Raw genomic sequence first — 23606 nt, 5'->3', positions numbered from 1 at the left:
CCATGAGCGTCGACATCTCCGCCGCAAGCGACCAGCTGGCCGTCCTGACCACGGGGCCACCGCCCGGCCTGCCGAAGGACGACGTCCTGGATTCGCGCCACCTCGAGACCGGGCGCTACGGCAACCTGCTGGCGGCGCTCGCCCAGCTCGCGCGCAAACCGTTCTTCGTGATCGCGTTTCTGTACGTCGCGTTCGTCATCGTCTCGGCGATCGTCCCCGGGTGGTTCAGCTCCGGGCAGCCCTATGCCACGCACCCGGCCGACGCGATGCGATCGCCGAGCCTCCACCATCTCTTCGGGACCGACAATCTCGGCCGCGATCTGTGGACACGGGTGCTCTACGGCTCGTCGCTGACCATCGAAGCCACCATCACCGCGATCGCGATCGGACTGGTCGCGGGCTTGACACTCGGGGTCGTCTCCGGGTTCTTCGGCCGCTGGGTCGACGCGATCATCATGCGGATCGTCGACGTGCTGCTCGCAATCCCCTCACTGCTGTTCGCGCTGACGATCGTCACCGCCGTCGGCTACGGCACCATGCCGGTCGCGCTCGCGATCGGCCTGGGCGTCATCCCCGGCTTCGCGCGAACGACGCGCGCCGAGGTGCTCCGCGTCAAAACCCTGCCCTACGTGGAGGCTGCGCGGGCCAGCGGCGCGTCGTGGCTGCGGGTCCTGGTCCGCCACATCCTGCCGAACTCCTGGGGGCCGGTCGCCGTGCTCGCCGTCCTCGACGCCGGCGTCGCGATCATCGCGATCGCGTCGCTATCCTTCCTCGGCTTCGGCGCGCCGCCGCCGTCGTCGGAGTGGGGCACTCTCATCTCGAACGGGCGCGACTTCCTCGTCACGTCGTGGTGGCTGTCGCTGATGCCCGGCATCTTCGTGACGTTGGTCGTCCTGTCCCTGAACCACATCTCCAAGACCCTCCAGGAGCTCGAACGATGACGGCGACCCTGCAGCCCTCGCCGACCCAGCCCGGGGCAGCCCGCCCGATCGTCGATATCTCCGGGCTCGACGTCGGTTACGTTCGGCACCGCAAGGTTCAGCCCGCCGTCACCGGCTTGCGCCTGTCCGTCGCGCCCGGCGAGATCGTGGCCATCGTCGGCGAGTCCGGTTCGGGCAAGACCACAGTCGCCAACGCGATCATCGGCCTGCTGCCTGAGAACGGACGGATCACCGGCGGTTCCGCCCTGGTCGACGGCATCGAGACCGCGGGTGCCAAGGAGAAGGTCCTGCGGACGCTGCGTGGTTGCGTCGTCGGCCTGGTGCCACAAGATCCGATGGTCGGCCTCAACCCAACTCAGCGGATCGGCAACCAGATCGCCGAAGCGGTGCGGCTGCGCGGCGTCCCGCGCGACGAGGTTCGCGCAGAGATCATTGCCGTACTCGAGCAAGCCGGCGTTCCAGACCCGGAACTGCGCGCCCGGCAGTACCCGCACGAGCTCTCCGGCGGCCTGCGGCAACGGGTGCTGATCGCGATCGCATTGGCCGGACACCCCAAGATCATCATCGCGGACGAGCCGACCAGCGCCCTCGATGTGACGGTGCAGAAGCGCATTCTCGACCATCTGACGAATCTGGTGCGTGACACGGGCATCTCGCTGGTGATCATCACCCACGACCTTGCGGTCGCCGCTGACCGCGCGGATCGGGTCGTCGTGATGCAGGCCGGCCGCGTCGTCGAGGAGGGTGAGCCGCGCACGATTCTGGTGAGGCCGCGGCGGGACTACACCCGGCAGCTGATCGCCGCCGCCCCCGGCCTGGCACACGGCGGCGAGTTGGTCCCTCGCTACGAGGTTCGGCGGGACACCCTGCCCGCGCCGATCCTCTCCCTCACCGGGGTCACCAAGTCCTTCCGGGTCACTCTGCCTACCGGCGGCCACGACAACTTCCAGGCGCTGTCGGACGTCTCGATCCAGGTCCCGCGCGGTCAGACGCATGCGCTCGTCGGTGAGTCCGGCTCGGGCAAGACAACCGCGTTGCGGATCGCCCTGGGTCTCGAGCGCCCGACCTCGGGGTCGGTGGTTCTGGAGGGCGTCGAGATCTCTGGACTGTCCTGGGCCAAACAGCGCCCGCTGCGTCGCCAGGTCCAGATCGTCCACCAGAATCCGTTCGCTGCGCTGGACCCGAAGTTCACGATCAAGCAGAGCATCATCGAGCCGCTCGTGTCCTTCAAGGTCGGGGACCGCCGATCGCGCGCCGCACGTGCCAGGGAATTGCTCGACCAGGTCGCGCTGCCGTCCGCCTACCTCGACCGGCTGCCGACCGAGTTGTCGGGCGGCCAGCGACAGCGGATCGCGATCGCCCGAGCGCTTGCGCTCAAGCCCAGCCTGCTGCTGCTCGACGAGCCGGTCTCCGCGCTGGACGTGTCTGTCCAGGCCCAGATCCTCGACCTGCTCACCGAACTGCAGCGTGAGTTCGGGCTGTCCTACCTCTTCGTTTCACACGACCTGGCAGTGGTTTCCCAGATCTCGCACACCGTCTCGGTGATCAGCAAGGGCGAGATCGTCGAGCAAGGGCCGGTCGCCGAGGTCTTCAGAGATCCGCAGACCGCGTATACCCGTGAGCTCATCGCTGCGATCCCCGGGCACGCCGCCGCGCGCAGCTCCGACCGCGGCAGCGCAGAGCCGGTCCGCCACGGTGTCGAGGCCTGATGTCGCAACCCAGGTATGTCGTGATCGGCGGCGGCGCCGTGGGTGGAGTCGTGGCCGCGCAGCTCGCACTGCACGGACACGTCGTAGTGCTCATCGCCCGGGGCGAGCACGGCAAGCGGATCGCGGCTGACGGCCTGGTCGTTCGCCGTCCGGCGACGGTCGACGTCGTTCCGCTCGACGTCGCCGGCGGTCCGTCCGACGTCCGGCTACGAGGCGACGACGTCCTCGTGCTGGCGGTGAAGACCCAGGACGCCGAGTCGGCGATCGCCGAGTGGGCATGGCAGCCGGTGTTCGACGAAGAGGGTAATGAGGTCGGGTCAGCAGCAGACCTGCCGATCCTGACCTTGCAGAACGGCTGCGCGACCGAGGACCTCGCGCTGCGGCGTTTCCGGCACGTCTACGCAGCCACGGCCGGTATCGCGGCCAGCTTCCTGTCGCCCGGTGAGATCGTCTCGCCGTCGGTGAATCCGGTCGGCATTTTCTGGATCGGCCGGTACCCCGGCGGCCGTGCCGATCTCCAGCGAGACGAGCTGCTGGAGCAGATCGTCGCCGACTTCGGTCGCAGCGATCTCGGGGGCATCTCGGTGACGAACATCCGAGCTACGAAAGCCGCGAAACTGCTCATCAACCTCCAATACAACGGTGTCGATCTGCTCGACGGTTCGCCCGAGGACAAGGCGAGGGCGAAGGCGGCTATCCGCGACGAGGCGGCAGCGGTTCTCGCCGCGGCGGGCGTCCCCCTGCCTCCTGGCGGCCAACTCGATTACCACGGGCACACCCTTGACATCCAGCCTGTCGAGGGTCAGGACCGGCGCGGGTCCTCGACCTGGCAGAGCTTCGAGCGCGGAGTCTCCAACGAGGTCGACTTCCTGCACGGCGAGATCGTGTTGCTGGCCCGCAAGCACGACGTCGCCGCCCCGTACAACGAACGGCTTCAACACCTGCTCAACGCCCGGCATCTCGAGTCCCAACGCTCGGTGTCGGCTCTGCTGCGCGCCACGGTCGATGACTCCGCAGCCTGACCGGGTGACGAGCAACGGGCTGAGGCCACCGACACTGGGTTTCATCACCCGGGTGTCGTTCACCTCCGATGCCGGACCTGCTGCCGGCCTGCGCGACGGCATCGAGCTCTTCCGCTTCGCCGAGGATCTCGGCATCCAACGTGGTTGGGCCTATCAGCGCCACTTCGACAGCTACCTGTCGGCTCCGTTGCCGTTTTTCGCCGCCGTCGGCCAGCACACCTCGCGCATCACGCTCGGCAGCGCGGTCATCCCGCTGCGCTATCAGGAACCGGTGCTCTTCGCCGAGGCCGCCGCGACGACGGACCTGCTCGTGGGAGAGCGGCTCCAACTGGCGGTCAGTAGCGGCGGCAACGCCTGGGACGCGGTTTTCGGGCTCGGCCCCACCGGGCTCACCGGGCGTGCTGAGGGGCAGCGGCGGCTGGCGAAGTTCCTCGCGGCGATCGATGGCGACGTGCTACACACCGTCGACGAAGAACTTCTCGGCGCCCCGCCCGTCGGTACCCATCTACGGGCCACGCCGTACAGCCCGACCCTGCGTTCTCGGATGTGGTATGGCTCCGGTCACGTCGGTTCAGCAGTCCTGGCTGCCCAGCAGGGCCTGCGGCTGATCACTGCGGCCCAGACCGAGCCGACCGAGGAGACCTTCGCGCACTATCAGGCCCGTCTCATCAGCGAGTACCGCAGGACCTACCGGGACGTCCACGACCGGGATGCACCTCCGGTGGCCGTTCCCGCGTTCCTGCTCCCGGGCACGACCGAGGACGACCTCGCCAGGTACGAGGCGTACGACCTGGATCGGCAGCAGAACGGGCCAGCCTCGAGCCGGCCACAAGGCGCGTTGATCCCGAGCGCGAATCCCGCACTGGCCGGAGTGCGCTTCCCGCCGGTCATCCGCGGCACTCCTGAGGAGGTCACCAAGGCAGTTATCGACGACGTGGGATTGCAGGCCGCCGACGAGCTCATCCTTTTCCTCCCACCCGGCTTCGGGCCCGCACAGAACAAACAGATCCTTCGGGATGTCGTGGCGCACGTCGCGCCCAACCTCGGCTGGGCTCCGACCGGCTGAAAGGCAGCAATGTTCCACCTCGTGCACAGCCGTCCGGTGTCAGTGACCGATGCCTGCTGACGTCCGTCGAACCTCCGCGCTTGCCGTGCAGTTCGCCGGCGCGCGGGCGCACCCGGCGCCGGCCTTCGTCGCCACGCTCAGCGGGCTGCTGAACGGGGCCACCATGGTCTTCGGTGCGGCCGCGATCGGCTGGGCCACCGACCACCTTGTCGTTCCGGCACTCGACGGCCGCCGGGTGTCCGCCGGCGTCTGGTGGGCGAGTGCCCTGTTGATCGCCGGCATCTCTGCTGTCCGGGCCAGCACCATCTTCATCCGGGGGGTGGCCACTGGCCGCGTGCAGTACCGAGCGCAGGCCCGTACCCGGCGCTCGGTCGTGAGCAGATTTCTGTCCTTCGACGCTGATTGGCACCGGAGCCGCTCGCCCGGCACCCTGCTTGCGCATGCGATGTCCGATGTCGACGCGATGTGGTCACCGATGCAGTACGCCTACTTCGCGGCAGGCATGGTCTTCATGCTGCTGCTCGCGTTGGCCGAGCTTTTCTGGCGCGACGCGTGGCTCGGTCTGCTCGGCGTGGTGCTCGTCGCGCTCGTGCTCGGTGTGAACGTCGTCTACCAGCGATTGCTTGCCCCGCGGGCGCAGCTCGCGCAGGCCGCCCGCGGCTCGTTGGGCGCGATCGCGCACGAGTCGATCGAAGGGGGCGCAGTCGTGCGCAGTCTCGGGCTGGTCGACGGGCAGGACGAACGGTTCGCGCCGGCGGTGGAGCGGCTGCGCGTCGCAGACATGCGCTTGGCCCGCATCTCGTCGGTGTTCGACCCGTTGCTCGAATTGCTGCCGACCGTTGCCATCCTGGCCACACTGGCGGTGGGCGCCCCTCGCGTCGAGACCGGCGGATTGAGCGTCGGGGACCTCGTCGGCGTGGTCTATCTGCTGATCACCGCGTCGATACCGCTCAGCGTTATCAGCCGCTTCCTGTCGATGCTGCCGATGTCGCGCGCCGGCGCTGAGCGCATCGACGCGGTAGTCGGTGACGCCGACGCGGTGGTGGGCGACGCGGTGGTCGGCGACCCCGGCACGGAGCGCGTCGGGCAGCGTGTCCTGCGTACGAAGTCGGCGCTGCGTGTCGAGCTGCGCGGCGCGGGGGTGAGCAGGCAGGGGCGGCTGCTGCTGCGCGACGCGGACCTCGTGCTCGAGCCAGGCAGCCTGACCGTCGTCGTCGGCGCGGTGGGTTCGGGCAAGACGACGCTGCTCGAGCTCGTCGCCGGCCAGGCGCGAGCGTCGGACGGCGTCGTGCTGTTCGACGGAATGGACGTGCGTGAGCTCGCTGCGGGCATCGTGGCCGAGCATGTGGCGGTCGTCGGCCAGCACCCGTTCCTGTTCGGCGAGTCGATACGCGACAACCTGTGCCTGTCCGGCCATCCGCGGCACCGGCGCGACTACGACGAGGCCGAGCTCTGGCGGGCGCTGCGGCTGGCGGCGGCCGAGGAGATCATCGGCGCGCTGCCCGACGGGCTCGAGACGGTGGTGGGGGAGCGGGGCGCAACGCTGTCCGGTGGGCAGCGCCAGCGGATCTGTCTGGCTCGCGCAATCCTGCGCGAGCCGGCATTGCTCGTGCTCGACGACGCGACCTCAGCGCTCGACCCCCGAGTGGAGCGGCAGGTGCTCGACGGGCTGATCGAGGGGTCGGCGGCCCTGCGCGCGACGACGCTGCTGCTAGCGACGAACCGGCCGCGAGCTGCGGCCCGCGCCGACCGCGTCGTGCTGCTGGTCGACGGCCGGATCGCGGCCTGCGGAACGCACGACGAGCTGCTGGCCGACCACGGTTACCGCCGGCTCGTCACGGCCTACGAGCGCGGCGGGGAGGTGGCCGATGCCGAGCGCTCTCACGCGTCCTGAACCACCGCTCGCTGCGAACGGACTGGCCTATCTCGGCTCGCTCGGGCCACGGGCGCTCGTGGGCGCGGCCGTTCGCGTCACCCCCGAGCTGCGCGAGGGACTGCTGGTCACCGTTGTCCTGGCCCTTATCGCCGGCGCGGGCCGCATCGTCGCGCCACTGACAGTCCAGCACGCGATCGACGCCGGGCTCACCACGCACAGCGTGCGCCTCGCAGTCGCGATCGGCGCGGCGGCGGTATTGGCAGCCGGGGTGTCGTCGGTGCTGCTGAACCGCCGCCTGCAGGACCGCGTCGAACGCGCGTTGGCGGGCCTGCGGCGGGCCGGGTTGCGTCGCATCCACGACATGCCCGCCACGACTGCGGATCGGACACCGAGCGCCGATCTCGTCGCCCGGCTGACGAGTGACGTCGACCAGGTCACGACCTTCCTGCAGGGCGGCGGCCTGCAGTTCATGGTCAACGGGGCGCAGCTGGCGATTGCGACGGCGGTGCTGTTCGCGTACAGCTGGCTGCTCGCCACGCCGGTCATCGTGCTGGCCGGGGTCCTGGTCGTCACCATGGCAGGTGTCCAGCGGGTGATCGCGCGGCGCTACGACCAAGCGCGGCGCGAGCTGTCGCGATTGCAGGGCGCGGTCGCCGAGTCGGTGATCGGCGCCCCGGTGGTTCGCGCCACCGGCACCGCCGAGCGCGCTCGCGGCAAGCTCCACACGGCCGTCGACCGCGCCCGCGACAGCCTGCTGCGCACGCTGACACCACTGCACGCGAACACCTCCCTCGGCGAGGTCGCCATCTCGAGCATGACGTTGGTAGTCCTGCTCGGCGGCGTGTGGTGGGCCTTGCTCGGCGATCCCGCGCGTCCACGACTGAGCGCAGGCCAGGTCGTCGCGATGGTGTTCCTGGTGACGTTCTTCGTCCGACCGCTGCAATTCCTCGTGCAGAGCCTGGGCGAGGCGCAGAATGCGCTGACCGGGTGGCGGCGGGCGCTCGAACTGGTGCTGACCCCCCGGGCGCAGGTCGACGCTCCAGCGCTGCTGCCGGCGGGCCCGGTCGCGGTTCGCGTCGAGCGGGCGAGCGCACGGTACGGCGCCGGCCCGCTGGTCCTGCGCGACGTCGAGATTAACATCGGGCCCGGTGAACACGTGGCGATCGTCGGTCGCACCGGCTCGGGGAAGTCGACCTTCGCGAAGTTGATCACTCGGCGGGTCGAGGTTGCGGCCGGCCGGGTGCTGCTCAACGGCGTCCCGCTCGACCGGCTCGCGGACGCCGCGCTAGCCGGCCGGGTGGTGATCGTCCCGCAGGACCCGTTCCTGTTCGACACAACGATCGGGGACAACATCGCGCTGGGCGTTCCCGGCGCGGCCAAGGTCGATCTCGTCCGTGCGCTCGATTCGCTAGGGCTGCGTAGTTGGCTGGCGAGCCTGCCGGACGGCCTGGCAACCGAGGTCGGGCTGCGCGGCGAGCGACTGTCGGTCGGCGAACGGCAGCTCGTCGCGCTGGCCCGTACCGCCCTCGTCGACCCCGATCTGCTCCTGCTCGACGAGGCGACATCCGGCGTGGACCCGGCAACCGATGTCGCGGTGCAGGACGCGCTGGCGGTGCTCACCCGCGGGCGCACCACCATCTCGATCGCACATCGGATGATGACCGCCGCGACTGCCGACCGGGTGCTCGTCTTCGATGACGGCCGCATCGTGCAGACCGGGCCGCACAGCACGTTGGTCGGCGAACCGGGGCCGTACGCGGCGCTGGTCGCCGCCTGGACCCGACACCCCCACCTGACCCGAGCAACCGGAGGACGAGATGACGACCCTGACGAACCCTGAACCGGCAACGACCGCTGATGACTCGCAACCGCCCGGCGGCCGTCGAGCGAAGACGAGCCTCGGGTTCAACACCAGGGTGTCGTTTCCCACCGGCGAGGCAGGCCGGGGCCTGCGTGAAGGCATTGAACTGTTCCAGGCCGCCGAGGCTCTCGGTTACCAGTCCGGATGGGCCTACCAGCGGCACTTCGACAACTACCTGTCCTCGCCGATCCCGTTCTTCGCCGCCGCCGGGCAGCACACTTCGCGCATCACCCTCGGTAGCGCCGTGATCCCGGCGCGGTTCCAGGAGCCGATCTTGCTGGCCGAGGCCGCCGGCACCGCCGACCTGCTGACCGGGGGCCGCTTGCAGCTCGCGTTCTCCAGCGGCACCGACATCTGGGACGACGTCTTCGGCGGCGTCGACACCGACGCCCGCACCGAGGGGCAACGTCGGCTGGCCCGTTTCCTGACCGGGGTCGCCGGCGAGCCCATCCACACGGTCACGACTCAGAAGGGGATCGGCGGCCCGCCCGTCGGCACAGAGCTGAGGGTGACCCCGCACAGCCCGGGTCTGCGCGATCGGATCTGGTACGGGTCGGGCAGCGTCGCCTCGGCAGTCACGGCCGCCCGGCAGGGTCTACGGCTCATCACCGGCACGATCTTGCACGACGTGCCCGAGGGACGATCCTTTCCCGAGCACCAGGCCCACGTGATCGGTGAGTACCGGGCCGCCTGGGCTACCGCGCACGGCACCCAAGCGCCACCGGTGGCCGTCGCGGCGTCCGTCCTGCCCGGCCCAACGCCGCAGCTGCGCGAGACCTACGCCGCCTACGACCTGGAACGTCGAACCCACGGACCGGCGGCCTCCCGGCCGAGCGGCGCTCTCGCGCCCACCCTCTCGGCCGACCTGCCGGCCGGCATCGTGATGAGCCCGGTCTATCACGGCGAGCCGGACGAGGTCGCGCATGCTGTCCTGGCCGATCCGGGGCTCTCGGTGGCCGACGAGATCGTGCTATTCCTGCCGCCGGCCTTCGACCTGGGGGCGAACGTCCGCCTGCTCGGGGACCTTGCGAGCACGGTTGCCCCGTTGCTGGGCTGGGTCCCGGCAGGCTGATTGGTGACGCATGACGAAAATCAACGTCTTCGATCCCCTGCGGCTGCGCGCGGTCTTCGGTGCTTTTCCCTCCGGGGTGACGGTGGTCGCGGCACTGGTCGACGGCGACCCGATCGGTATCTCGGCCAGCTCGTTCACGTCGGTTTCGCTGGAGCCGGCGCTCGTGTCGATCCGTGTCGCCCACGGATCCCGCACCTGGGCTGTGCTGCGGGGGGCTCCCCGATTGGGAGTGAGCATCCTGTCGGCCGGTCAAGAACGGGCCGGCCGACAGCTGGGCACACGCGGGGTCGATCGTTTCGCCGGCCTGGACTGGCGGACAACTACCGACGGTGCCGTTCTGCTCGACGGCGCCAGTGCCTGGCTGGACACGAGCATCGAGCAGCAGGTGCGTGCCGGCGACCACGACATCGTCGTGCTGGCCGTGCATGACCTCGACGCCGACGGTGATGTGCGGCCGTTGGTCTTCCACGCCAGCCGGTTCCATCGATTGCAGGCTTGACCGCCGGCCTGAGTAGGTGCTGACAGCGAGCAGGACTCCAGCACCACCGTGCTTGCGCCAATGCACTGAGTGCGGTGTCGTCTGGTATCGGCGACCGCCGGTCGAAGCTAGGGGTGCAGATGAAGGCTGTTGTGATCCGACCTGCCGTGCTCGCGTTCGCAGGCGCCGTGTGCGCCACCGGTCTCGTCGGTATCGCCAACACGGCGTCCGCGGCCCCCGCGCTTGCTGTCGCACGGTGCGGCAACCACTCACTCGCCGTGACGCGCAGCTATACCCAGGGCGGCGCGGGCCACAGCTGGTTGGCGTTGATCTATCGCAACGTCACCTCGCACACCTGCACGGTGTCCGGGTATCCGGGCGTGGACGCGATCAAGGGCAACGGTGCCGTGCTGACGCACGCCAAGCGAACGAAGTCGGGCTACGGCGGCGGAGGACCGCTCCGAACGGTGGCCGTCGCGCGCGGCGCCTACGCCTCCGCCAGCGTCGAATGGTTGAACTTCAACGGCGCTACCGGTGGCGCGTGCCGGCATTCGGCGGCGATCGACACCATTGTCGCCAACACCTCCCGCATCCACCGGTTGGCTGTGTCGGTGAGCGTGTGCGGGCTGCAGGTGCACCCGACGGTGGCCGGCACGCCGCAGTACCCGCACTACGGTCCGGCGCAGCTGTACTGGTTGCGCGGCTCGAAGGTCGACGCGGCCGGGATGAACTACTACTTCCTGAACGCCGAGCAGCAGCTGAAGACCGCGAAGGCCTACCCGACGCAGGTCGCGGAGCTCGCCCAACTCAGCTCTTTCCCGGACACCGGGCTCACCGCGAAACAGATCAAGCAGGCGCGGGCCGACGTCAGGGACCTCGACAGCTTCTTCGCGACGCCTGGCCTGTATTCCTGACCCCGATCAGGCGCGCCTGCGGTAGGCATGCAATGCCAGCGGCACGAACACGGCCAGCAGACCGGCCATCCAACCGAACGTCCAGGCCAGGTTGTGACCCACCGGCCCACCGAGCATCAGGCCGCGGACGGTGCCGACGAGGTGCGAGATCGGGTTGACCTTGACGAACGCCTGCAGCCAGCCGGGCATCGTCGACGTCGACACGAAGGTGTTGCTGCCGAAGGACAGCGGCAGGACGAGCAGGAACATGATGCCCTGCACCGAGCCCGGGGTGCGGACCATCATCCCCACCCAGACCGAGACCCAGCAGAAGCAGAGCGCGAACGCCAGGACGAGCCCGACGGCGGCGAGCGCCTGCAGCGGGCCGGTGATGACCCGGAAGCCGATGATGTACCCAAAGCCGATGAAGACACCAAGCAGGATCAGGTAGCGGAAGAAGTCGGCGAGCACGGCGCCGATTAGCGGCGCCGATCGGGCGATGGGCAGCGACCTGAACCGGTCGAAGATGCCCTTCTCGATGTCGGCGTTGAGGTTCTGGCCCAGGGCGATGCTGCCCAGGGCCACCTGCTGACCGATCAGGCCGGGTAGCAGGAACTGCAGGTAGTCGTGTTGGGAGCCGTTGCTGATCGCGCCGCCGAACACGTAGGTGAACAGCAGCAGGAAGATCACCGGCTGCAGCGTCACGTCGATGAGCTGCTCGGGGGTGCGCGCTGTCTTGATCAGGTTGCGCTTGGCCAGGACGAGGACGTGCCGAAGGGTTCGGAACCGGGGCGGTGCGGTGGTGTCGGCCGCGGCGGGCATCGTCCGCGGCGAGGGAGCAGTGAGGGTGGTGCTCATGCGGCGGTCTCGCTTTCGCTGTGGGTGGTGTCGGGCCGGCCCGTGAGGGTGAAGAACACCTCGTCCAGGGTCGGCAGGTGCAGGGACAGTTCGGTGACGGCTATGCCGGCGGTGTGCAGGGCGGCCACCGCGGTCGGCAGGGCGTGGTCGTCGGTCACAGGCACCGACAACGTGTCGCGACCGTCGGGCTCGGCGGTAACGCCGACGATGGATTCGAGCAATTGGCCGACCTCGGGTAGGCGCCCGGGATCGGTGGGGCGGACGGTGAGCCGCTGACCACCGACGACGCGCTTGAGGCCGAGGGGCGTGTCGTGGGCGATGACCCGGCCGTGATCGATGACCGAGATCTCGTCGGCCAGCGCGTCGGCCTCGTCCAGGTACTGGGTGGTGAGCAGCACCGTCGAGCCCTCGGTGACGAGGTTGCGGACGACGTCCCACATCGCCTCGCGCTTCGACGGGTCGAGGCCGGTGGTGGGTTCGTCCAGGAAGACGACGGCCGGCCGGCCGACGAGCGAGGCGGCGAGGTCGAGGCGCCGGCGCATCCCCCCGGAGTAGGTTTTGGCGACGCGATCGGCGGCGTCGCCGAGTTCGAACCACTCGAGCAGCTCGCGGGCACGGCGGGTGGCCTCGGCCGAACGCAGGTCGAGCAGCTGGCCGATCATGCGCAGGTTCTGCAGGCCGGTGAGGTCCTCGTCGACGCTCGCGAACTGTCCGGTGAGCCCGATCGACTGCCGAACCTTCACCGGGTCGGTGGCCACGTCGTGCCCGGCGACCCGGGCCGAACCGGAGTCGGCCTGCAGCAGGGTGGCGAGGATGCGCACCGCGGTGGTCTTGCCTGCGCCGTTGGGCCCCAGCACACCGAGGACGCTGCCCTCCCGGGCGACGAGGTCGATGCCGGCGAGGGCTTGGGTGGCGGTGGATCCCTTGCCGAAGCGCTTGGTGAGCCCCTCGGCTTCAATGGCGTTTTTGGTCATACGACAACTGTGCCTGGAGGCACTGGCACGGCACGTGCACGGCGCTGGTACGCCCGTCGTTACGCTGCCAGGTATGCCTCGTCCCGACGGCCGTGAAGCCGATCAGCTCCGCCCTGTCTCCATCACCCGCGACTGGCAGAAGTTCGCCGAGGGCTCAGCGCTGGTCGAATTCGGCGACACCAAGGTGCTGTGCGCGGCGTCGGTGCAGCAGGGCGTCCCGCGCTGGCGCAAGGGCAGCGGCCTGGGCTGGGTCACCGCCGAATACGCGATGCTGCCGCGCGCCACGTCGACCCGCAACGACCGCGAGTCGGTCAAGGGCAAGATCGGTGGACGGACGCACGAGATCTCGCGGTTGATCGGCCGATCGCTGCGGGCGGCCATCGACCTGTCCGCGCTCGGCGAGAACTCGATCTCGATCGACTGCGACGTGCTGCAGGCCGACGGCGGCACGCGCACCGCCGCCATCACCGGGGCCTACGTCGCACTCTCCGACGCGGTGTCCTGGTTGCGCGAGAAGGGCTCGCTCGCCCGGCCCGAACCGCTGATCAACACCGTGTCGGCGGTGTCGGTGGGCGTCATCGACGGCGAGCCGCGCCTCGACCTCATGTACCTCGAGGACGCCCGCGCCGAGACCGACATGAACGTCGTCGTCACCGGTACGGGGGACTTCGTCGAGGTGCAGGGCACCGCCGAGGGCGTCCCGTTCCGTCGTGACGAGCTCGACGCGCTGCTCGACCTCGCGGTCGGTGGTTGTGCCGAACTCTCCCGGCTGCAGGCCGAGGCACTGGGACGGTAGGTCTTGCGCGTCTTGCTGGCCAGCCGCAACGCCAAGAAGCTGGCCGAGCTGCGCCGCATACTCGCGCCGGCTCTGCCCGAGCTCGAGGTCGTCGGTCTCGACGACGTCACGCCATACCCTGAGGTACCCGAGTCCGGTGCCACCTTTGCTGACAACGCGCTGATCAAGGCTCGCGAGGGCTTCCAGCAGACCGGTTTGCCCACCGTGGCCGACGATTCCGGTCTGACCGTCGACGCCTTGAACGGCATGCCCGGGGTGCTGTCGGCACGATGGGCCGGCGCCCATGGCGACGACGAGGCGAACCTACGTCTTGTCCTGGATCAGCTCGGCGACGTGCCCGACGAGCGGCTCGGTGCGGCGTTCGCCTGTGCGGTGGCCTACGTCTACGAGGCGGGTGAGATCGTCACCGACGGCCGGATGACTGGGCGGCTCGTGCGGCAACCGCGGGGTAGCAACGGTTTCGGCTATGACCCAATCTTCGTACCCGACGGGTACGAACAGACGAGCGCGGAACTCGAGCCTTCGGACAAGGACGAGATCAGTCACCGCGGGCGGGCGCTACGCGCGCTGGCCGAGCAGCTTGCCGCGCCCAGCCCGACGATCAACCCAACGCGACCAGCTCGTTGATGTCGTCGCTCGGCAACGAACCATCAGTCCATGCCGAGACCGAGATCTCGAGCAGCTCGACCGGCGCGCCGTAGTTCGACAGGAACGCGGTGTCGGCGGCGTCGCGGCCGGTGGCGATGCGGACGAGCCCGCGACGCGGCGCTAGCAGCGTGGCGTCGACGACGTACCACCGGTCGTCCAGAGCTGCCTCGACAACGGCATGGAAGTCCATCGGGTCCAGGCCCGGGGCGTAGACCGCGGCCAACCGAGCCGGCACGTCCCGGGCGCGCAACAGGGCGGTGACCAGGTGGGCGTAATCGCGACACACGCCACGGCGCTCGAGCATGGTGTCGACCGCGCCGTCGGTGGCCTGGCTGCTGCCGGGCACGTACTCCAGGCGGGCCCCGACCCACGACGAGACGGCGTCCAGCAGGTCGCGGTGGTCGGTAATCCCCGCGAACTCGGCGCGGGCTACGGCCTCCAGGCGGTCGGACTCGGCGTAGCGGCTCGGGCGCAGGAACTGCAGCCGGTCGCTGGGGCTCGCGATCGGCGGCGCTGCGCGGCCGGCGACCGTGGCCCGGTAGTCGACGGTCAATCGGCCCTCGCCGGCTTGCACCCGATGCACCCGCCCGCCCGCGGTCGCCGGCAGCGCGTCGGCCCGGATGCGGACGCCGTCCAGTCGCACCTCGAGCAGTTCGTCGACGGTCGCCGGGTCGGCGTCGGCAACGCTTACCTCGATGGCGAGGGTGGCCGGACCGGCGACCTCGGCGACGAGATGGGACTCGACGTGCCGGACCAGTTGTTCGTCATCGCTCATACCTGCAGTGTCCGGCACGGCGGAGCCGCTCGCGGTCAGGTGAACGTGTAGGACACCTTGCTGTTCGTCGGGCTGCTGCCGCCGGGTCCCGTCACCGTCACCGAGTGCTTGGCTGCAGGTTCTGCCGGCGTGACCGCGGTGATCTGGGTGTCCGAGTCGACCGTGAAGCTCGTCGCAGCAACAGCCCCGAACAGCACCTGCGTGGCTGCGCTGAAACGCACTCCGGTGATCGTCACCGCCGTCCCGCCGCGCGCAGTGCCTGACGCCGGCGACACGGACGAGACGGCCGGAGCAGTTGACTTGTACGTGAACGCGCTCGACGAGCCGGAGCGGCTGGCGCCCTGGGCCGTGACGACGTAGATGGTGCGCGTTCCGCTCGCCTGGGCCGGCGACGTCGCCGTGATCGTGGTGTCCGAAACAACAGTGAATGAGGTGGCAGCCAGGTTGCCGAAGCGGACCTGCGTGGCTGCGCTGAAGGCCGTCCCGGTGATCGTGACCGTTGTGCCGCCGGTCGTCGGCCCGGAAGCAGGGTTGACCGATAGGACGGTCGGAGCAGGCACGACGTAGGTGAACGTGTCTGTCGAACCGCTGGCAGAGGTGCCGGTGGTGGTGACGACGGCGATGCTGACTGCGCCTCCGGCGTGCTGCGGGGAAACGACGGTGAGCTTGGTGTCACTGAGCACGTTCACCCCGGTCCCTGCAGCGGTGCCGAAATCGACCTCGGTGGTGTTGCTGAACCCGCTACCGGTGACGGTCACCTTCGTGCCGCCGAGCGACGTCCCGGTCGCCGGCGTCACCGAGGAAATGGCCGGGGTCCGCGGCGTGAACGTGAACCGGTCGCCCGCGACGGCGCCGCTGGTACCGCCGGCTGTGGTGACCTTGAGGTCGTAGGTGCCGGGAGTCTGCGCCGGGCTGACGACGCGCAGCTGGGTGCTGGACAGCACCGTCACATCGGGCGCCGCAACGGTGCCGAAGCTGACCGTCGTGCCGGCGTCGAAAGACTTGCCTGTGACGGTGATTGTCGTACCGCCGCTCTCGATGCCGTGGTTCGGCGCGATCGACGACACGCTTGGCCGACTCGGCTTGACGTAGGTGAAGCGGTCAGCGGTCACCGTCGCGCTCTTACCGCCGGCGGTGGTGACGAAGATGTTGTGCGCCCCGGCCGCTTGGGCTGGCGATGCTGCGGTGAGCTGAGTGTCGGAGACCACGGTGAAGCTCGTAGCCGAGACGCTTCCGAACAGCACAGCGGTGGCGCCGGTAAAGCCGGTGCCGGTGACTGTCACGGTCGTCCCGCCGGTGGTCGGGCCGCTCGTCGGGCTCACCGCCGTGACGGCCGGCTTCGGTGGCGGGGTGGGGCTCGTGGCCGTCAGGGTGGCCGTGCCGCTGACCGTACCGTCCTGACCGGTGACAGTGTGCACTCCGGCGTCGGGCGCGGTGCAGGTCGGCCCGGAGCAGGTGCCCGCCCCGTCGATAGTGAATGTGGTCTGTGCGGTGACGTCACCCACCGGGTTGCCGTACTGGTCGGCGCCGGTTGCGGCGTAGGTCTGGGATTGCCCGGCGGCGACCTGAGCGGTCGCCGGGTTGAGGGTCAGGGCGGTAACCGGTCCGGGCGTGACCGTCAGACTCGCACTCCCGGTCGCGGACCCGGTGGCCGTTGCCACCGAGGCGGTGACGGTGAACGTGCCGGCGGTGGTCGTCGAGCAGGCGTTCGCTGCGCAGCTGGTCCCGCCTCCGCCACCGGACGGGGTGAGGACGAACGTCGCGGCGTTGGTCTCGTCGCCCACCGGGTTTCCATAGCTGTCCGAACCGGCGGCGGTGTAGGTGACGGCGACACCGGCCGGCGTCGAGGTCGCAGCCGGCGTCAACGTGAGGGACGCGACCGCGGCGGGCGAGACGTTGAGCTGAGCGGAGCCGCTGGCTGCGCCGTCGGTGGCTGCGATCGTGTACGTCCCGGCCGTGGTTGCCGTGCACGAGCTGCCGGTGCAGTTAGCACCGGCCGACGAGCCAGTGCTCGTCGGGGTGATCGTGAAGGCGGCGGCCCCCGTGACGTCACCGATGTCGTTGCCGTACCTGTCGTGGCCCTCGGCGCTGAACGTCTGCGATCCGCCGGCGACGAGTTGGGCCACGGCCGGCGAGACGACCAGATTGTCGAGTGCCGCGGCGGAGACGTTGTGAGTGATCGTGCTCGAGATGGACGGCGCGAAGACCTGGTCGCCGCTGTACGCGGCACTGATGGAATGCGCGCCGCTGGCACTGTAGGTGACGCTGCAGGTCGCGGTTCCGGCGCTCACCGGCTGCTGGTCGCAACCGGTGATGTCCGAGCCGCTGTCGGTGAAGTCGACCGTGCCGGTCGGCGTGCCGCGTCCCGTGGCGGGGGCAACCGTCGCCGTGTAGGTGACTGTCTGTCCGGCCGCCGAGGACGCAGTGTCGGCCGTGATGCTGGTATCGGAGGCCCGCAAGGCCGGCGGGACGTAGCCGAACGTGACACCGACCGACTTCTGCAGCGACGGGATCAGGCCGGTCTTCGAGGTCAGCCCGTCGTTGTACCAGACGACCGAGCCGTCATCCTGGATCAGCTCTACGGACGCACCGCTGTCGAGCGGGCTGGGTACGGCGACGATCGTTTCCCAGCTGCCCGGGTTGGTCGCTGATGGCAGCTGCGGCAACGTCGTGCCGGTCGGCTGCGGGTCGTCTGCCGGATTGCCGTCCCACTTGTAGAGCACAAAGGATGAGTTCGTGTCGTCGGCCGTACCGGCGATGATCAAGTACTGCCCGTCGGCGTTCTGCTTGATGTCACGGACGCCAAGGCCGCCCAGGTCGAGAAAAATGGGGGCCCCGAAGGTGGCGTGCACGGTGCCGGGGTTACCCGCTGATGTGATGGCGTCGATATTGGTCAGCGGCACGACCAATGCCAGGTGACGGTCGTCCGTGGGTTCGAGCGGCGCGCGGAAAGACAGGTAGGCGGTGCCGCTGCTGCCTGCGAACTCCATGCCTTCGACGTTCAGCGCGTTGCTCTGATGGCCGTCGACGCCCGCCGCGGCTGAGGCGCCGAGGCCGAGGTAGTCGGCGCCCAACCCGGTGCCATTTGCGTGGTCCCAGGCGATGAGGTCGGCCTGCAGCCGGGTGTAGCTGCCCGTGTAGGTCAGGCTGGTGGCGGCGCCGCTGCCGGTAATGGTCGTGGCGAAAAGTGTGCTGCGGGAGGGCGCGAGATTGCCGCTGGAGGTGTTGCTCATCGAGCCGCCCCAGTAGATGACGTTGCCGCGCCGGGCCGCTGTCTCGAGGTCGATCTCGGCAGTGCCGAACGGGAACAGGGAGGAGAAGTCGAACGTCTTGACGGGAGGTCCGGAGGTGTCGAGACGGTACAGGCGCAGCACGTTGTTCTCGTCGTCCGCGACCACGGCGTAACCGCCGCCGACGTCGACCGCCGCTGAGGCGTTGCCCGCCCCGGAGTAGTAGCGGGCGGTCGGCTGACCGATTTTGTCTGAGACTGCGAAGCGGATCTGGGTGCTACCGGACGTACCGTCCGGCGCCGCGACCTTGACGGTGATGGTCGCGTTGCCGACGGCGCCCGCCGACGAGACGCTCAGCGTGCGGGTGGCTCCGGTTCCCGAGATGGTGATGCCGTTGTCGCTGGCCACCGATTGGTTCGACGAGGTTGCGGTCACCGTCAACTGGCCCGGGTCATAAGCGGCGTCTACGAGGTTCAGTGTTGTGCTCGGTACAGTCGGGTCACCGAGGGCAGCGGGCAGACCCGCGTCGGCAGCCGTGACCGAGGGCGGCGTGGCAGGCGGTGGGGTTCCGCCCGACCCGATGACGGTGCCGGGTGCGAAGGCGACCCCGCGAAACGCTTCGTTGGCCGGCGCGCTGGCGATCAGCGAGGTGCTTCCGCTTAGGGTTCCGCCGGCGCCGCTGGTGTCGGTGACCGAGTACAAGCCGGTCGCCGTCGTGGCGTACACAGTCACCACCCCGTTCACGTCGTTGGCGGTCAGACCGTCGGCCCCGCTCAGCGCGATGGAACCCCGCGCCTGCCACGAACCCGAGACAAGCCCATATTTCTGGATGATGCCGAGGCCGTTGTCGGCGACGTAGATCGTGTCCGGGGCGGTGCCGCTGCCCAACGTCAGTAGCGCGTAACCGTACGGACTGCTGTTCGACGGGTAGGGGATCAGGTTGGTGATCACCTGGTTGCCCGATGTCGGCAGGCCGGTGCCCACCGTCGCCACCGTGACCCCGGCCTTGGTCGGGTCGGCCGAGGTGTACAGCTGGCCGCCTACGTCTTGCACCTGGCGCAGGTTCTTGTACGTCGAGGACGCAAGCGACGTCGACGTGGACGCGCCGAGGGCGGCGTACCTCGGGCCGCCGGCCGCACCGCCGACCCAGAACTCTTGGCCATCAGCACTGGTTGCGCTGCGCGGGTTGTTGGCGTCCGCGAAGTCGGTCAGTGCGGTCGTGGTGTCGATGTTGTCCGCAGCGTCGACGCGAGCCACTGTTCGCGGCACACTTGCTGCGGCCGACGAGGACAGGCCCGCCGTCCCTACCGCGGCTGCGTATCCCGTCGCTACGAGGTAACGCCCGTCGGCGGAAAGGCTGAGCAGGCCTTCCGAGCCGGCGCTACCGCTGGCCACCAAGGGCTTGTTCGCTCCGTTTGCGGCGGTTGGCAGCGGGACGGACTGCACCGGGGAGCCGCCCGCAGACCCGAATTCGTCGAGGTAGACGGCAGTTCCGTTGGCCGACAGCGCCGAGCCGCCCGAGCCCACCCGGTAGACCACCACGTTGCCGGCGGTGAAGCTCCCGGTGACGGCGTGCGCGGCAGGTGCTGCGAGCGCGAACGAGGCAGTGGTCGTCACCGCGACCGCCGCCAGGCTGACGAATCGTCGCCCTCGGCTGCACGTCGGACGCGTCGTCGAACCACGCGAAATTCTGTTCATTCAGATGCTCCTGCGCTCGCTTCAGCACCCCCCGCCGGGCCGCCCGCGGGGACGTTAGGCAGTACAGATGAACACCGGGCGACTGCGGCCGGCTGGGTAGACGAACGTCTGGCTGCCCAGCGATGGCCGCCGCGATCAGCAGAAAACTTTCCGCGGAAGATATAAAGCAACGAGCGGGGGGGATCCTGTGTCCAGGCAGTTGTTGGACGGGTCCGGGGGGATCGTCCAGCGCCACGCACATCGGGGGACGTGCGTGTCTATGGTTGCACCTCGGGTTCGGCGTTCGGGGGAGCGTTCGAGCCGGTCCCATAGCCTGCCGAAACGTGAATCGGGCCTTCGTCTGACCGACGGAGGCCCGATTCGTTTGCTACCCGGATGGTGCGCCATCAGGGACTCGAACCCCGAACCCGCTGGTTAAGAGCCAGCTGCTCTGCCAATTGAGCTAATGGCGCCGGTCATGCGTCCGGCCCGCCGAAGCGGGCCGATTTACGACATTAGCACGGCGCCCGTTCCGGCTCGCTGGAGTAGCCGGCCGCGTCGGAGGCGCTCGGGAGGGCAGCCGGATCGGCGTCCGCGAGCGCTGTTCCGGCACGCCGCTCGAGGAACCACGACGTGATCCACACCAGCCAGCCGACGCAGACGACCAGCAGGAAACTGATGAGCCGGTAGAGCACAACACCGGCCGTGGCCGTCACCGTGCTGACCCCACCGCTGGTCAGGGCAAAGATCATCGCGGCATCGACGATGCCGAACCCACCGGGCAGGACGGACACGCTGGACGCACTCATGCCGGCTACGTAGGCGACCATCACCAGCGCCACGGAGGCGCGGTCGGCGCCGATGGCCTCGCAGCACGCCAACAGGCACAGGAGGTCGGCCGACCAATTGACAACCGCGAAGGCGAGGCCGGCGAACCAGTCGCGCTGGCGGGGCTGGATGGCAACCAGATCGCGTGTGAAGCGCTGGGCGACGGCGAGTCCCGCGTCGGGACTCCGTCGCAGCACGCGGTTCACGCGGCTCAGACCGACCGGAATTGCTCGCTGCAGCATGGCAGCTGGGTCCCGGTGCCGAAGCGCAAGGGCGCCGACGGTGACCACAATGGCTGCGACAACGACCAGCAGGGAGCTCGTCAGGTCGTCACCGGCGGAGATGCCGACGAAAACGGCGAGTATCGCGAACCCGACGAAGCTCAGTAGCCCGGATGCCACGACGGTGAACCCGGCCGCGGGCACGGTCGCTCCCCAGGAGCGCAATCTCTTGAACACGTAGCCGGAGGACAACGCGGTGCCGCCGGGGAATGTCACAGACAGCGCGTTCGCTGCGTAGGTCAGGGTCACCATCGGGCGCAGGCCGACCCGTTGGCCCGCCGCTGAGAGCATCCGACGCTGTACGCGGGCGAATGCGCCCATCGACAGGCCCTCTGCCAAGAGCGCGACCAGCAACCACCAGGGATTGGGTTCAGTGAGGGCGTTGGCGGCGCTGACCAGATACGGCATGACGATCGCGATCTCTACGCCGAACAAGGCAGTGAGGCTGAGGACGAATGACCAACGCAGCACTCGTCGTAGTGGCCAGCGTTCGCGCAGTGCAGATGGCACCGCGGCCGACGCGGCACCCGTCAGGGCGTCCAGGCTATTGACCGGGGGCGCGACCGCAGTCATGGCGTGACCCCCATGACCGCTCTACGCATGCCCAGCTCCATCCAACCTGGTTGAAGAGAAGAACTCTCTCGACTTCAAGTTATTCCCGGAGCTCGACGGTTTGTGACCCCACGAGGCTGTGCGTTCCCCGAATTCGGGCGTAGTACACGAAAGCCCCGGCCGCAGCCGGGGCAATCGATCAGGTTTGGGGTGAGTGACGGGACTTGAACCCGCGACATCTGCGACCACAACGCAGCGCTCTACCAGCTGAGCTACACCCACCATGCCGGCAGCACGCTGCCGAGCGCGATCAGTCTACCCGGCACCGCCGGGAACGCCGAGTCGGTATCGGCCGGTCGATTCAGAGTGCGTCGGCGGCGAATCGTGCCTCATCCAGGGTGGGTCCGGGCTGCGGCACGAACAGGGTGGACCGGTAGTAAGCGAGCTCGCGGATGCTCTCCAGGATGTCGGCCAGGGCCCGGTGGGCGAGGCCCTTCTTGGGCTGTGCCTGATACACCCGCGGGTACCAACGCTTGGCCAGCTCTTTCAGTGACGAGACGTCGATCATCCGGTAGTGCAGATAGGCGTCGAGCTCGGGCATGTCGCGGGTGAGAAAGCCTCGGTCGGTGGCTATTGAATTCCCGCACAGCGGTGCCGACCTGGCCTCCGGGACGTGCTGCTGCACGTACTCGAGCACCAGCTTCTCGGCCTCGGCCAACGTCACGGTGGACGCCCGCACCTCGTCGGTGAGTCCCGAGTGGGCGTGCATCTCGCGCACCACCGCGAGCATGCCGTCGAGCACGTCGTCGTCAGCGTGAACGATGACGTCCAGGCCGTCGTCGACCGGTACCAGGTCGGCATCGGTCACCACCACCGCCACCTCGATGAGCGCGTCGTGCGCAAGATCGAGCCCGGTCATCTCGCAATCGATCCACACCAGACGGTCAGCCACGCCTCGAGGCTAACGGCTTACGGTGAGCTACACGACGGCGGCGGAGGCGATGCAATGACGCGGCAGGTGTTGGACCAGGGCGAGATCGACGCGCGGCTCGCCCGGCTGCACACGGATTGGTCCGGGACGCCGGGTGCGCTGACGCGCTCGATCGAGTTCGCCGACTTCACGACTGCCGTCCGCTTCGTTACCGTGCTGGCGCCGCGGTGCGAGGAGCTCGACCACCATCCCGATCTCGCGCTGCGCTGGCGCTGCGTCGACGTGCAGCTGTCGACGCACAGCGCCGGTGGCGTCACCGAGAAGGACTTCCAGCTGGCCGAGATCGTCGACGAGCTCGCCGGCTTACCGCCGATCGACGGCGGCTGATCGGCCGGTCAGGGTTTGCTGCGCCAGACGCCCATGCCGAGCACGATCAGCCGCAGCTGACGTTCGGCCAGGCTGAGTTGCAGCTCGCCGTCCTCGGGATGCCGGTCGTCGACCTCCAACAGGTTGAGCACCGTGCCGAGCATCGTCGTGACCATGAGGTCGCCGGCCATCTCGAGGTCGTCCGCCGTCCAGTCCAGCCCCGCAGTCAATCGCGCGAGGTCGACGGTGAGGTCGCTGGTGAACATGCGCAGCTCCGTGGCGATAGCCCGGCGGACCGGGCCGACGCCGCCGTAGCGCTCGCGGGTCAGGAACCGGAACTGATCGGAATGCGACTTCACGTGACGTGCCAGCGACTGCACGGTGTCGGCGATGATGTCGCTGTGGGCGGTGCGGCCTCGCCGGGCCTCGCGCATCATCTGGCGCAACGGCCGCATGCACTCGTCCACAAGGTCGACACCGAGGGCGTCCATCGAGACGTAGTGTCGGTAGAAGGCGGTCGGCACGATGCCGGCGTCCCGCGCCACCTCACGCAGGCTGATGCTGGACAAGCTGCGCTCGGATATCAGTCGCAGGGTGACATCGAGCAGCTTCTGGCGCGTGCGCTCCTTGCGCTCCGCGCGTGATCTGCCCTCAGTCACAGCCTCACTCCGTTCGGCTGGCTGAGCCCACGCCTTCGGCTCGCTCCGCAAGCGTCGCTCACAGCCTCACTCCGTTCGGCTGGCTGAGCCCACGCCTTCGGCTCGCTCCGCAA

19 protein-coding genes and 2 tRNA genes are annotated in these 23606 nt (G+C 69.1%); 12 read left to right on the top strand and 9 right to left on the bottom strand.

Features of this window, described 5'->3' with window-relative positions; all coding sequences use genetic code 11:
- The first annotated feature begins 2 nt into the window (after positions 1–2).
- The 9 genes from ACFFC4_RS15500 to ACFFC4_RS15460 all read left to right on the top strand — a co-directional run bounded on the left by ACFFC4_RS15500 (position 3) and on the right by ACFFC4_RS15460 (position 10939).
- Complete coding sequence (locus ACFFC4_RS15500; RefSeq protein ID WP_375502438.1) at positions 3–941, top strand: ABC transporter permease; 939 nt, start codon at positions 3–5, stop codon at positions 939–941.
- Positions 938–2650, top strand: a complete 1713-nt coding sequence (locus ACFFC4_RS15495; RefSeq protein ID WP_375502436.1) for a dipeptide ABC transporter ATP-binding protein — start codon at positions 938–940, stop codon at positions 2648–2650. Before ACFFC4_RS15500 ends, ACFFC4_RS15495 begins: the two co-directional genes overlap by 4 nt.
- Entirely contained in the window at positions 2650–3672 is a 1023-nt protein-coding gene (locus tag ACFFC4_RS15490; RefSeq protein ID WP_375502434.1) for a ketopantoate reductase family protein, read from the top strand. The genes ACFFC4_RS15495 and ACFFC4_RS15490 overlap by 1 nt, the downstream gene beginning before the upstream one ends.
- Complete coding sequence (locus ACFFC4_RS15485; protein ID WP_375502432.1) at positions 3656–4738, top strand: LLM class flavin-dependent oxidoreductase; 1083 nt, start codon at positions 3656–3658, stop codon at positions 4736–4738. Before ACFFC4_RS15490 ends, ACFFC4_RS15485 begins: the two co-directional genes overlap by 17 nt.
- A gap of 49 nt (positions 4739–4787) precedes the next feature.
- Positions 4788–6632 (top strand): ABC transporter ATP-binding protein, encoded by a 1845-nt coding sequence (locus ACFFC4_RS15480; protein WP_375502430.1) that lies wholly within the window; start codon positions 4788–4790, stop codon positions 6630–6632.
- The gene (locus ACFFC4_RS15475; protein ID WP_375502428.1) at positions 6607–8454 is read left to right on the top strand and encodes an ABC transporter ATP-binding protein; all 1848 of its coding nucleotides are present in this window, start codon (positions 6607–6609) and stop codon (positions 8452–8454) included. The genes ACFFC4_RS15480 and ACFFC4_RS15475 overlap by 26 nt, the downstream gene beginning before the upstream one ends.
- Positions 8432–9547, top strand: coding sequence for an LLM class flavin-dependent oxidoreductase (locus ACFFC4_RS15470; RefSeq protein ID WP_375502426.1), 1116 nt, complete (start codon positions 8432–8434; stop codon positions 9545–9547). Before ACFFC4_RS15475 ends, ACFFC4_RS15470 begins: the two co-directional genes overlap by 23 nt.
- Before the next feature lie 10 nt (positions 9548–9557).
- Positions 9558–10046 carry a flavin reductase family protein gene (locus ACFFC4_RS15465; protein ID WP_375502425.1) on the top strand — a complete coding sequence of 163 codons (489 nt, stop codon included), beginning with the start codon at positions 9558–9560 and terminating at the stop codon, positions 10044–10046.
- A 119-nt stretch (positions 10047–10165) separates the two neighbouring features.
- The gene (locus ACFFC4_RS15460) at positions 10166–10939 is read left to right on the top strand and encodes a DUF4232 domain-containing protein (protein ID WP_375502423.1); all 774 of its coding nucleotides are present in this window, start codon (positions 10166–10168) and stop codon (positions 10937–10939) included.
- 6 nt (positions 10940–10945) lie between these two features.
- On the opposite strand, the gene ACFFC4_RS15455 is transcribed toward ACFFC4_RS15460, so the two are convergent.
- Both ACFFC4_RS15455 and ACFFC4_RS15450 read right to left on the bottom strand, forming a co-directional pair.
- Complete coding sequence (locus ACFFC4_RS15455; RefSeq protein ID WP_375502421.1) at positions 10946–11776, bottom strand: ABC transporter permease; 831 nt, start codon at positions 11774–11776, stop codon at positions 10946–10948.
- Entirely contained in the window at positions 11773–12750 is a 978-nt protein-coding gene (locus ACFFC4_RS15450; RefSeq protein ID WP_375502419.1) for an ATP-binding cassette domain-containing protein, read from the bottom strand. Before ACFFC4_RS15450 ends, ACFFC4_RS15455 begins: the two co-directional genes overlap by 4 nt.
- A gap of 73 nt (positions 12751–12823) precedes the next feature.
- Here ACFFC4_RS15450 and rph point away from each other — a divergent pair, with 73 nt between their 5' ends.
- A complete protein-coding gene (gene rph / locus ACFFC4_RS15445) occupies positions 12824–13546 on the top strand; it encodes a ribonuclease PH (RefSeq protein ID WP_375502417.1) in 723 nt (240 codons plus the stop codon).
- 3 nt (positions 13547–13549) lie between these two features.
- A complete protein-coding gene (gene rdgB, locus ACFFC4_RS15440; protein ID WP_375502415.1) occupies positions 13550–14173 on the top strand; it encodes an RdgB/HAM1 family non-canonical purine NTP pyrophosphatase in 624 nt (207 codons plus the stop codon).
- On the opposite strand, the gene ACFFC4_RS15435 is transcribed toward rdgB, so the two are convergent.
- From ACFFC4_RS15435 to orn, 6 genes are all read right to left on the bottom strand, one after another.
- Positions 14148–14969, bottom strand: coding sequence for a transglutaminase family protein (locus tag ACFFC4_RS15435; RefSeq protein ID WP_375502413.1), 822 nt, complete (start codon positions 14967–14969; stop codon positions 14148–14150). The two genes, rdgB and ACFFC4_RS15435, sit on opposite strands and share 26 nt — an antisense overlap.
- A 35-nt stretch (positions 14970–15004) precedes the next feature.
- Positions 15005–19816: a beta strand repeat-containing protein gene (locus ACFFC4_RS15430; protein ID WP_375502411.1), complete on the bottom strand. Its 4812-nt coding sequence runs from the start codon at positions 19814–19816 to the stop codon at positions 15005–15007.
- Between the two features lie 457 nt (positions 19817–20273).
- Positions 20274–20349: transfer RNA gene (locus tag ACFFC4_RS15425), tRNA-Lys, on the bottom strand.
- A gap of 42 nt (positions 20350–20391) precedes the next feature.
- A complete protein-coding gene (locus tag ACFFC4_RS15420) occupies positions 20392–21558 on the bottom strand; it encodes a YbhN family protein (protein ID WP_375502409.1) in 1167 nt (388 codons plus the stop codon).
- Between the two features lie 185 nt (positions 21559–21743).
- A tRNA-His gene (locus ACFFC4_RS15415) sits at positions 21744–21819 on the bottom strand.
- Between the two features lie 79 nt (positions 21820–21898).
- Positions 21899–22489 (bottom strand): oligoribonuclease, encoded by a 591-nt coding sequence (gene orn / locus ACFFC4_RS15410; RefSeq protein WP_375502407.1) that lies wholly within the window; start codon positions 22487–22489, stop codon positions 21899–21901.
- 54 nt (positions 22490–22543) lie between these two features.
- Between orn and ACFFC4_RS15405 the strand changes: the two genes are divergently transcribed.
- Positions 22544–22855: a 4a-hydroxytetrahydrobiopterin dehydratase gene (locus tag ACFFC4_RS15405; protein ID WP_375502405.1), complete on the top strand. Its 312-nt coding sequence runs from the start codon at positions 22544–22546 to the stop codon at positions 22853–22855.
- Positions 22856–22863: 8 nt separating this feature from the next.
- Here ACFFC4_RS15405 and ACFFC4_RS15400 read toward each other — a convergent pair whose 3' ends face one another.
- The gene (locus ACFFC4_RS15400; RefSeq protein WP_375502403.1) at positions 22864–23493 is read right to left on the bottom strand and encodes a TetR family transcriptional regulator; all 630 of its coding nucleotides are present in this window, start codon (positions 23491–23493) and stop codon (positions 22864–22866) included.
- Between the last annotated feature and the right edge of the window lie 113 nt (positions 23494–23606).

Source organism: uncultured Jatrophihabitans sp. (assembly GCF_964244045.1).
Taxonomy (GTDB): Bacteria; Actinomycetota; Actinomycetes; order Mycobacteriales; family Jatrophihabitantaceae; genus Jatrophihabitans.
Note: the sequence above shows the minus strand (reverse complement) of the source record. Positions and strands in the feature narration are given on the sequence as shown.